This window comes from Nioella sp. MMSF_3534 (genome assembly GCF_030732985.1).
Lineage (GTDB): Bacteria > Pseudomonadota > Alphaproteobacteria > Rhodobacterales > Rhodobacteraceae > Nioella.
This window is the reverse complement of the sequence record NZ_JASHJX010000077.1, coordinates 1-10,021: the sequence shown is the minus strand read 5'-3', so window position 1 is coordinate 10,021 and position 10,021 is coordinate 1. Positions and strand designations below refer to the sequence as shown.

Annotated in this window: 11 protein-coding genes; all 11 read left to right on the top strand. The window is 62.3% G+C overall.

What is annotated here, in order from left to right; translation table 11 throughout:
* Positions 1–741 (top strand): cysteine desulfurase family protein (locus tag RBB16_RS19830; RefSeq protein ID WP_306047766.1); only part of this gene is annotated, 741 nt, incomplete at its 5' end.
* A 66-nt stretch (positions 742–807) separates the two neighbouring features.
* Positions 808–2,328 carry a Fe-S cluster assembly protein SufB gene (gene sufB, locus RBB16_RS19825; protein WP_306047765.1) on the top strand — a complete coding sequence of 507 codons (1,521 nt, stop codon included), beginning with the start codon at positions 808–810 and terminating at the stop codon, positions 2,326–2,328.
* A gap of 76 nt (positions 2,329–2,404) precedes the next feature.
* The gene (locus RBB16_RS19820; protein WP_306047764.1) at positions 2,405–3,178 is read left to right on the top strand and encodes an FkbM family methyltransferase; all 774 of its coding nucleotides are present in this window, start codon (positions 2,405–2,407) and stop codon (positions 3,176–3,178) included.
* A complete protein-coding gene (locus RBB16_RS19815; protein WP_306047763.1) occupies positions 3,178–4,065 on the top strand; it encodes an FkbM family methyltransferase in 888 nt (295 codons plus the stop codon). Before RBB16_RS19820 ends, RBB16_RS19815 begins: the two co-directional genes overlap by 1 nt.
* Positions 4,066–4,069: 4 nt before the next feature.
* On the top strand, positions 4,070–4,816 hold the full coding sequence (locus RBB16_RS19810; RefSeq protein WP_306047762.1) for an FkbM family methyltransferase: 747 nt from the start codon (positions 4,070–4,072) through the stop codon (positions 4,814–4,816).
* 141 nt (positions 4,817–4,957) lie between these two features.
* A complete protein-coding gene (locus RBB16_RS19805) occupies positions 4,958–5,431 on the top strand; it encodes a hypothetical protein (protein WP_306047761.1) in 474 nt (157 codons plus the stop codon).
* A 76-nt stretch (positions 5,432–5,507) separates the two neighbouring features.
* The gene (gene sufC, locus RBB16_RS19800) at positions 5,508–6,263 is read left to right on the top strand and encodes a Fe-S cluster assembly ATPase SufC (protein WP_071690444.1); all 756 of its coding nucleotides are present in this window, start codon (positions 5,508–5,510) and stop codon (positions 6,261–6,263) included.
* Positions 6,263–7,558, top strand: coding sequence for a Fe-S cluster assembly protein SufD (gene sufD / locus RBB16_RS19795; protein ID WP_306047760.1), 1,296 nt, complete (start codon positions 6,263–6,265; stop codon positions 7,556–7,558). Before sufC ends, sufD begins: the two co-directional genes overlap by 1 nt.
* A 4-nt stretch (positions 7,559–7,562) precedes the next feature.
* The gene (locus tag RBB16_RS19790; RefSeq protein ID WP_306047759.1) at positions 7,563–8,105 is read left to right on the top strand and encodes a hypothetical protein; all 543 of its coding nucleotides are present in this window, start codon (positions 7,563–7,565) and stop codon (positions 8,103–8,105) included.
* Complete coding sequence (locus tag RBB16_RS19785; RefSeq protein WP_306047758.1) at positions 8,102–8,686, top strand: Yip1 family protein; 585 nt, start codon at positions 8,102–8,104, stop codon at positions 8,684–8,686. Before RBB16_RS19790 ends, RBB16_RS19785 begins: the two co-directional genes overlap by 4 nt.
* Before the next feature lie 11 nt (positions 8,687–8,697).
* Positions 8,698–9,918 carry a cysteine desulfurase gene (locus RBB16_RS19780; protein WP_306047757.1) on the top strand — a complete coding sequence of 407 codons (1,221 nt, stop codon included), beginning with the start codon at positions 8,698–8,700 and terminating at the stop codon, positions 9,916–9,918.
* Positions 9,919–10,021: the final 103 nt, after the last annotated feature.

Genomic DNA, 10,021 nt, shown 5'->3' with positions numbered 1-10,021 from the left:
GTGGATGGGGCGGGGCGGGTGAATGTCGACGAGCCGGGGGTGTCCACGCTGCAACTGGCCAATTCCGAAACCGGCATTTTGCAGGATCTGCCCGAAGGGCTGGCGGTCTGCGATTTTACTCAAGGGTTCGGCAAACTGCCTGTGGCATTCGATTGGTCTGGCGTCGAAATGGGGCTGATCTCGGCCCACAAGCTGGGTGGCCCCAAGGGAATCGGGGCGCTGGTTTTGCGGCGCGGGCTGGACGTGGAGGCCCGGATAAAGGGCGGCGGGCAGGAAATGGGTCGTCGGTCGGGGACCGAGAACCTGATCGGGATCGCAGGATTTGGGGCTGCGGCCCAGGCGGCTACACAAGATCTTGCGAATGGGGTCTGGGGTCGGGTCGCTCAACTTAGAAATATTCTAGAAAACTCTCTGGACCTCGACGGAAATGTAACTATTTTGGTCGGGAAAGGCGCACCACGCCTGCCCAACACCACATGCCTGGTCACACCGGGCTGGAAGGGCGAGACGCAGGTGATGCAGATGGACCTTGCGGGTTTTGCCATTTCGGCCGGATCCGCGTGCTCCAGCGGCAAGGTGACGTCGAGCGCGGTTCTGCGCGCCATGGGGTTTGACGAGCGGGATGCCGGATGCGCGATCCGCATCTCGATCGGACCCACGACGACGGAAGACGAGGTCTTGCGCTTCAGCGAGGCCTGGCGGGCGGCACGGGCCAGACACCTGTCGCGCGTCAGCAGGTGAACAGGCGCGTCCCAATGGGGCGCGAGGACATGCGGGCCCTGCGGGGCCAACACAGGGGAACGTGATATGGCCATTGCCGAAACAGAGGTGCGCGAAGGCGTCGACCGCGAGACCGTGGAAACCGTCCAGGCCATGGGCGGCAAGTACAAATACGGCTGGGAAACCGAGATCGAGATGGAATACGCCCCCAAGGGCGTGAACGAGAGCATCGTTCGTCTGATCTCGGAAAAGAATGGCGAGCCCGAGTGGATGCTGGACTGGCGCCTTCAGGCGTTCAAGCGCTGGAAGCTGATGGACGAGCCGGAATGGTCGATGCTGCACTACGAAAAGATCGACTATCAGGACCAGTATTACTACGCCAAGCCCAAGTCGATGCAGGAAAAGCCCAAGTCGCTGGACGAGGTCGACCCCAAGCTGCTGGCGACCTATGAAAAGCTGGGTATTCCGCTGAAGGAACAGATGATCCTGGCCGGGGTGGAGGGCGCCGATGAGGCCCCCGCCGAGGGCCGCAAGGTGGCCGTTGACGCCGTCTTTGATTCCGTCTCCGTCGGCACCACCTTCCAGAAAGAACTGGAGGCCGCTGGTGTCATTTTCTGCTCGATCTCGGAGGCGATCCAGAAACACCCCGAGCTGGTCAAGAAATACCTCGGCTCGGTCGTGCCGATCACCGACAATTTCTTTGCCACGCTGAACAGCGCGGTCTTCTCGGACGGCTCCTTCGTCTACGTGCCGCCGGGGGTGCGCTGCCCGATGGAACTCAGCACCTACTTCCGCATCAACGCGGAAAATACCGGCCAGTTCGAGCGCACGCTGATCATCGCCGACAAGGGCAGCTACGTTTCCTATCTGGAAGGTTGCACCGCGCCGCAGCGCGACACCCATCAGCTGCATGCGGCGGTTGTGGAACTCATTGCGCTGGAAGATGCCGAGATCAAGTATTCGACCGTCCAGAACTGGTATCCGGGCGACGAAGAGGGCAAGGGCGGCATCTACAATTTCGTCACCAAGCGCGCCGATTGCCGGGGCGACCGGTCCAAGGTGATGTGGACGCAGGTGGAAACCGGCTCTGCCCTCACGTGGAAATACCCCTCCTGCATCCTTCGCGGCAATGAAAGCCAGGGCGAGTTCTATTCCATCGCCATTGCCAACAACATGCAGCAGGCCGACACCGGCACCAAGATGATCCACCTGGGCCGCGATACGAAAAGCCGGATCGTGTCCAAGGGGATTTCGGCGGGCAAGGCGCAAAACACCTATCGCGGGCTGGTCTCGATGCACCCGCGCGCCAAGAACGGGCGCAACTATACCCAGTGCGACAGCCTGCTGATCGGCGATCAGTGTGGGGCGCATACGGTGCCCTATATCGAGGTCAAGAACAACTCCGCCCGGGTCGAGCACGAGGCCACCACCTCCAAGGTCGATGACGACCAGCTCTTCTATTGCCGTCAGCGCGGCATGGATGAGGAAGAGGCCGTGGCGCTTGTGGTCAACGGGTTCTGCAAAGAGGTGCTTCAGGCCCTGCCGATGGAATTTGCCATGGAAGCCCAACAGCTTGTGGCGATCTCGCTGGAGGGGTCGGTCGGCTAGAAAAATTTTCCCGAAAATTTTTCTGTCAGAAAATTCTTCCAGAAGAATTTTCCGCCGGTGAAGAGGACATCTATCCATGGCAGACGGTGCAGTGAAAGCTCCTTTCGACCTCGACGCCGCCCGCGCTGCGATTGCGGGGGGCGACGCGTTCGTGTTCGAAGGCATCGACGTCGTGGCCTGCACCATCGCGGGCCGACCGTTGCGCTTTGCCGTCGACATGGAACGCGATCCGATCCAGCGCCATCACCGTATCGGGCTGCTCTATGAGGGGCGCGAACTGAGCCTGATCAAGCGGGTCATGCCGCTTGGCGGCACCTACGTGGATATCGGCGCGAATGTGGGCAACCATTCGCTCTATGTCGCGGCGTTCCTCTCGCCCGCCAAGGTCATTCCGTTTGAGCCGAATGTGGCGGCCTATAAGCTGCTGCTCGCCAATGTGGCGATGAACGGGTTCGGGGGCGTGTTCGACCTGTCATGGCTGGGTCTGGGCCTGTCGGATAAACCGGGCGAAGGCTTTGCCATGGAACAGCGCACCCGCAACCTGGGCGCCTCGCGGATGCTGCCGGGGCAGGGCGAGCTGCGCGTTGTGGCGGGGGATGAGGCACTGGCTGACGAAACCCCCGATTTCATCAAGATCGACGTCGAAAGCATGGAATTGCAGGTGCTGACCGGGCTGGAGGCCACGGTGAAACGCTGTGGCCCGTGGATGCTGATCGAGGTCGACAAGCATAATGACGAGGGTTTCCACGACTGGCGGCAGCGCGCGGAGTACGTGGTGGAGACCGAGGTCAGACGCTACGAGACCAGCACCAATTACCTGGTGCGGCCCGCGTCGCGGAAGGAGGCGTGATGGCTAGCCATGCCGACAAACGCCGCGCGGTCCTGACCGGGGCGCTGCAGCCCTCGCGCCGGATGCGGATCTGCGATGTGGGGGCCAGCCGCCTGTCGACGCCGCCCTATCAGGGGCTGCTGGACGATGGTCTTGCCCATGTCTACGGGTTCGAGCCGAACGAGGCGGAATTCGCGAGGCTCGTTGAAACACCATCCGAGCATGAGACCTATTTCTGCGAGGCCGTTGGCCTGCCTGGAAACCGCACGCTTTATATCCACCCGACGCCGGGGTTTACCTCGCTTTACCCTCTGGATGAACGCGCGGTGCGCGCCATCGGCAAGCAGAAATGGTTGTCGGACCGGATCGAAGCGGTGCCACTGACCCCCGTGACACTGGACACGCTGGCCGACCTGCCGCCGGTGGACCTACTGAAGATGGATCTTCAGGGCGGGGAGCTGGAGGTGCTGCGCGGCGGAATAGCCAAGCTTTCCAGTGCCATAGCGGTCGTAAGTGAAGTGCGGTTCCATCGTATCTATGCCGGTGAGCCGCTGTTCGGTGATCTCGACGCCGAACTGCGCGCGCAGGGCTTCAAGCTGCACAAGTTCATGTTCACCAAATCGGTGATGATGCCTCATGAACATGAGGATCAGGTGGTGCGCTCGAAGCTGACCAGTCAGCTTCTGGATGGTGACGCGGTCTATATCCGCGACGAGGAAACCGCCGGGCTCAGCGACGATCAGCTGATGCACCTGGCCTTTGCCGCCGATACGGTCTTCGAAAGCCCCGATCTGGCGCTGCACTGCATCGACCACCTGATCGCGCGCGGCGCGGCGCCTGCCGACCTGCCTGCCGACTACATCGCCCGCTTCCGCCACCATCAGCGCCGTGATGGAAACGAGGGGTAGAGTGATGACCAGCCAAAACATCATACCTGATGTGATGGGGCCGTTTCATGTTGTGAAAGGGTCTCACAGAGGCCGTCCGGTTTTTTTCGCGGTCGCAGACCCACAGGACGTCATCCAACGGCACCATATGTCCGGCCACTTCTATGAGCGGCCTGAACTGGCAAAGATTCGCGCTGCGTACCGTCCTGGCGGGCTGTTTTTCGACTTTGGCGCAAATGTCGGAAACCACTCCCTTTTTGCGGCGTTGATCCTGAAAGCAGAGGTCGTGCCGGTCGAACCCAATCCGGTCGCCGCCGCTCTTCTGCGGGCGAATGTTCTGCTCAATCGGGTCGAAAGCCAGGTCGAATTGCAATGGCTGGGAGTCGGGGTGTCAGATGCGGCTGGCAGCGGCATGGCTGTTCAAGCTCCGGTCCACAATCTTGGGGCAGGTCGGCTCGTCGAAGGCGGTGAACTGCGCCTCGTCGTGGCCGATGATGTCGTGGGTGACCGCCCTGCCGCGTTCATCAAGATCGACACCGAAGGGATGGAGCTGAATGTACTCCGGGGTCTGAGCAAGACCATCGCGCGCGACCGGCCGACCATTTTCGTTGAGGTCGACGATGACAATCTTGAAGGGTTCTGCGACTGGATCGAGATCAACCGCTATGCGATCCTGGACCGTTTTAAACGCTACAGGCGCGGCGAGAACTTTCTGATCGTGCCGGAGGAGCATGAGGAATTCATGCACCTCAAAGATGGGATGAGCCTGTGATGACCTTGTTTGGCACGACGGCCCCGATTTGGACCAGCAGCGCCCTTTGCCGTATGGGGGGAGGCCGTTTCTATGAGGATTGGCTGAAAATGCCCCGATCCCATCCCGAAATGCGCCACATTCCCCGGCTTCTCTCCGGGCATGAGCAGTTCTGGCAGCACAATGGTCGATCCCAGCTTCTCGGAACGCGTGGCGAGGATCGAGGCGAGCCGGGCCAAGGCCCCGGACAGCCCCAAGCGCAAGCCGCGCGGGGATGGGGTGGCCTATGTCTTGTCGCTGATCGGGGCCTTCGGCGTCGGATTGCTGGTGGTCGTCGCCGCCCGCTACGCCCGGTTCCATCTGACTGGCGTCACGCCTGGCTCGGCGCAACTGAGCAGTTCCAACCTGGTGCTGGACTTCGGACTGGCCTTTCTGGCCGGGGTCCTGTTGCAGCAGATCTTCCACTTCAAACGCCCCGAACACACGGCTGCCAAGACGGCGGGCATGTTCACGGCGGCGTTTACCATGCATATGGCCGTGCACGCCTTTCCGGGCCTGTTCGAGCTGTTGTTTTCGGACATCTGGGTACGCCAGGTGATCCGTCTGACCGATCCCGCGAAACTGGCACTCTTCTGAGCTGCCCTGACATGACCACGGGCCATCCGCTGCGCATCGCGCAGGCGGGTCTGGCCGCTATGTGAAAGAGGTTTTCATGCTTGAGATCAAGAACCTGCACGTGTCCCTTGAGGAAGAGGACAAGCAAATCCTGAAGGGCGTCGACCTGACCGTCGAGGCGGGCAAGGTCCATGCGATCATGGGGCCGAACGGATCGGGCAAGTCGACCCTGTCCTATGTGCTGTCGGGCCGCGACGGCTATGAGGTGACGGATGGCGAAGCGCTGCTGAATGGCGAAGACCTGCTGGAGATGGAGCCAGAGGAACGTGCCGCTGCCGGTGTTTTCCTGGCCTTCCAGTATCCGGTTGAAATTCCCGGCGTCGGCAACATGACCTTCCTGCGCACCGCCGTGAATGCACAGCGCAAGGCGCGCGGCGAAGAGGAGATGTCGGCTGCCGAGTTCCTCAAGGTGATCCGCGAGAAGGCCAAGGCGCTGAAGATCGACGCGGATATGCTCAAGCGCCCGGTCAATGTCGGCTTCTCCGGCGGGGAGAAGAAGCGTAACGAAATCCTGCAGATGGCGATGCTGGAACCCAAGATGTGCATCCTCGATGAAACCGATTCCGGTCTCGATGTGGATGCGATGAAGCTGGTTGCCGAGGGCGTGAACGCGCTGCGTGACGAGGGCCGGGGCTTCCTGGTGATCACCCACTATCAGCGCCTGCTGGATCACATCAAACCCGATGTGGTGCATATTATGGCGGGTGGCCGCATCGTGAAGACCGGCGGGCCGGAACTGGCGCTTGAGGTTGAACAGAACGGCTATGCCGACATTCTGGCGGAGGTCGCGTAATGGCGAACCCGGCTGTGAAACAGGACCCGCTTGCGGCCCGCATCGAGGGGCTGACGCTTCCCGATGGCGCGGGATGGGCCAATGACGCGCGCGGCGCGGCGCTGTCCCGTCTGACCGCCATGGGCCTGCCCCGCAAGCGCGACGAGTATTGGAAATACTCCGACCCCACCACGCTGAACGCGCCCGAAGCGCCACGCGCGGGGCTGTTCGTGACCGACGAGGCGATGCCGTTTTCGGATACGGACCGGCTGAAGATCGTCTTTGTCGATGGGGTCTATGATGCCGAGGCATCGGATGATCTGGCGATGGAAGGCGTTGAAATCGAACGCCTGTCCGATGCGCTGGCCCGCGACATCCACTGGGCGCGGGATCACTACGGGGTGCTGGAAACCCGTGGGCAAACCCCGGTGGAACGCCCCCTCGCGGCGCTCAACACCGCCTTTGCCACCGATGGTGTGGTGATCCGGGCAACCGGCAAGGCCGCCAAACCCATCAGCCTGATCTACCTGCATAAATCGGAAACCTCCGACGCGATCCTGCACCATTTGGTGAAGGTCGAGGAAGGCGCTTCGGTCACCGTGCTGGAAAACGGTCCGGCGGCGGCGCGCTTTTCCAAATGCATGGAAGTGGAGGTCGCCGATGGTGGCCAGTTTCACCACATCCGCGCGCAGGGCCGCGACCATGAACGCCGGGCGTCTACCCATATGTTCGCGCGTCTTGGGCAGGAGTCGGTTTACAAATCCTTCACCCTCACGGTGAACGGCATCCTGACCCGCAATGAACAGGTGGTCGAGATCACCGGCGACAACGCGGTAGCCCATATCGCGGGCGCGGCGCTTGGCGACGGGGCGACCGGTGCGTTCCACCATGACGACACCGTCTTCGTCACCCATGACGCGGTGGATTGCGAAAGCCGGCAGGTGTTCAAGAAGGTGCTCAGGAACGGGGCCGAGGGCGTGTTCCAGGGCAAGATCCTCGTGAAACCCCACGCGCAGAAGACCGATGGCTATCAGCTCTCGCAATCCCTGCTGCTGGACGAGGATTCAAGTTTTCAGGCCAAGCCCGAACTGGAGATCTATGCCGATGACGTGCAGTGTTCGCATGGCTCCACAACCGGGGCGATCGACGAAGAGGCGCTTTTCTACCTGCGCTCTCGCGGCGTGCCGGAAGGGGCGGCGACCGACCTGCTGGTCCTGGCCTTCCTCGCGGAAGCGATCGACGAGATCGAGGACGAAAGCTTGCGCGAAGACATCCTGACCCGGCTGCAAGGCTGGCTGGACCGGCACAGGGGGTAAGCGCTTGTCGGTCACCCGCGAACTTCTGCGCAGCTATATGCGCCCGCGTCAGGTGATGCGGGCGCTGATGGACGGCAATCGCACCAGCGACCGTCCCGAGGCGCGGGGGTTCATCTACCTGCTGGTGGGGCTGCTGATCATCTTTCTCAGCCAGATCCCGGACCTGACCGGCACCGGCCTCGCCGCGCCGGAGATGACCGAACAACTGACCGGCGAGGATGGCCCGGCACCGCTGGACGCGCGTCTGGCGATTACGCTCTTTGTCTGGCTCTTTGTCTGGCCGCTGATCCTTTATGTCTTCGGCGGTCTGACCCATGTGCTGGCCCGTCTGGCGGGCGGAAAGGGGCAGGGGGTCAATGCACGCCTGGCGCTCTTTTGGGCGATCCTTGCCGTGTCGCCGCTCTTCCTGCTGCGGGGCATGGCCAGTGTCAGCCAATCGGCTGCCATGGTGATGGTGCTGAACTACGCGATTGCCGCCGGGTTCTTCTGGATCTGGCTTTCCGGTCTGTTCGAGGCCGAACGGGGCGAAGGACCCGAAAGCGCATGACCCACCTGCTGCATCTTCCGACTCTGCTGCGGCTTGCCCGGCAGACCTTGACCGACCCGCGCGAGGGCGCGCGCCATATCATGGGGCTGAACCTGCCCCGGCGTATCCTGATGCAGTTCTACCTGCTGGAACTGGTACTGTCGGCCATGTCCTCGGTGATCTTCCTGTCGCTGGCCCCGATGCCCGACGGAATGGCCATTCCGGCGGAAACGGCGGTGACCTACACCGCGTTCGAGGGCGTGGTGGGCCTGATCATCGCCTTCGGGGCCTTCCGCATCGGGCAGGCCTTCGGCGGGCAGGGCAGTTTCGAGCAGGCCTTTGCGCTGGTCATCTGGGCACAGTTCATCCTGCTGTGTTTCAGCGTTCTCCAACTGCTGGCGATGATCGTGCTGCCGCCGCTGACCGATGTGATCTCGATCGCGGCGCTGGCGCTGTTCTTCTGGCTGATGGTGAATTTCGTGGCCGAGCTGCATGGCTTCACCTCGCTCGGGCTGGTTTTCGCGGGGATCATCGTATCGCTGCTTGGGCTTGCGATCCTGCTTTCCATCCTGTTTTCGGCCATGGGCCTCAGTCTCGTCTAGGAACTCCAACCATGTACGATATCGACAAAATCCGTGCCGATTTCCCGATCCTGTCCCGTCAGGTGAATGGCAAGCCGCTGGTCTATCTGGACAACGGCGCATCGGCCCAGAAACCCCAAGTTGTGATCGACGCGGTGACGCGCGGCTATGCCGAAGAATATGCCAATGTCCATCGCGGCCTGCATTTCCTGTCGAATCTCGCGACCGAGAAATACGAGGCCGTCCGCGGCACCGTCGCCCGGTTCCTGGGCGCGAAGGATGAAGATGAAATCGTCTTCACCTCCGGCACCACGGAAGGGATCAACCTGGTCGCCTATTCCTGGGCCATGCCGCGCATGGAAGCGGGGGATGAGATCGTCCTGTCGGTCGCTGAACACCATGCCAATATCGTGCCCTGGCATTTCCTGCGGGAACGTCAGGGGGTGGTGCTGAAATGGGTCGATGTGGATGCCAATGGCGACCTGGACCCGGCCGCCGTTCTGGCCGCTATTACGCCCCGCACGAAGCTGGTGGCCGTCACCCATATGTCTAATGTTCTTGGCACCGTGGTGGATGTGAAGGCGATTGTCGCGGGGGCCAAAGAACAGGGCGTGCCGGTGCTGGTCGACGGGTCACAGGCTGCCGTGCATATGCCCGTGAATGTCGAAGAGATCGGGGCCGATTTCTATGCCATCACCGGCCACAAGCTCTATGGTCCCTCCGGGTCCGGCGCGATCCATATCCGCAAGGCCCGCATGGCCGAGATGCGGCCCTTCATGGGGGGCGGGGACATGATCCGCGATGTGACCCGCGATCTGGTAACCTACAACGACCCGCCGATGAAGTTCGAAGCCGGGACGCCCGGTATCGTCCAGCAGATCGGCATGGGCGTGGCGCTGGACTACATGATGGGCATCGGAATGGAGAATATCGCCGCCCATGAGAAACGTCTCTGCGCCTATGCGAGGGCGCGGCTGGATGGGCTGAACTGGCTGAACGTGCAGGGAAAATCCGCCAACAAGGGCGCGATCTTCAGCTTCACTTTGGAGGGCGCGGCCCATGCCCATGACATCTCCACCGTGCTCGACAAGAAGGGCGTCGCGGTCAGGGCAGGCCATCATTGCGCGCAGCCGCTGATGGAGCATATGGGCGTGACCGCGACCTGTCGGGCGAGCTTCGGGATGTACAATACCGAGGCCGAAGTCGATGCGCTGGTGGAGGCGCTGGAGCTGTGCCACGAGCTGTTTGCCTGAGCTGAGGTTGGTTTCGCCGACTTCGTCGTCGACCCGGGGGGGGGGGGGGGGGGGGGGGGGGGGGGGGGGGGGGGGGGGGGGGGGGGGGGGGGGGGGGGGGGGG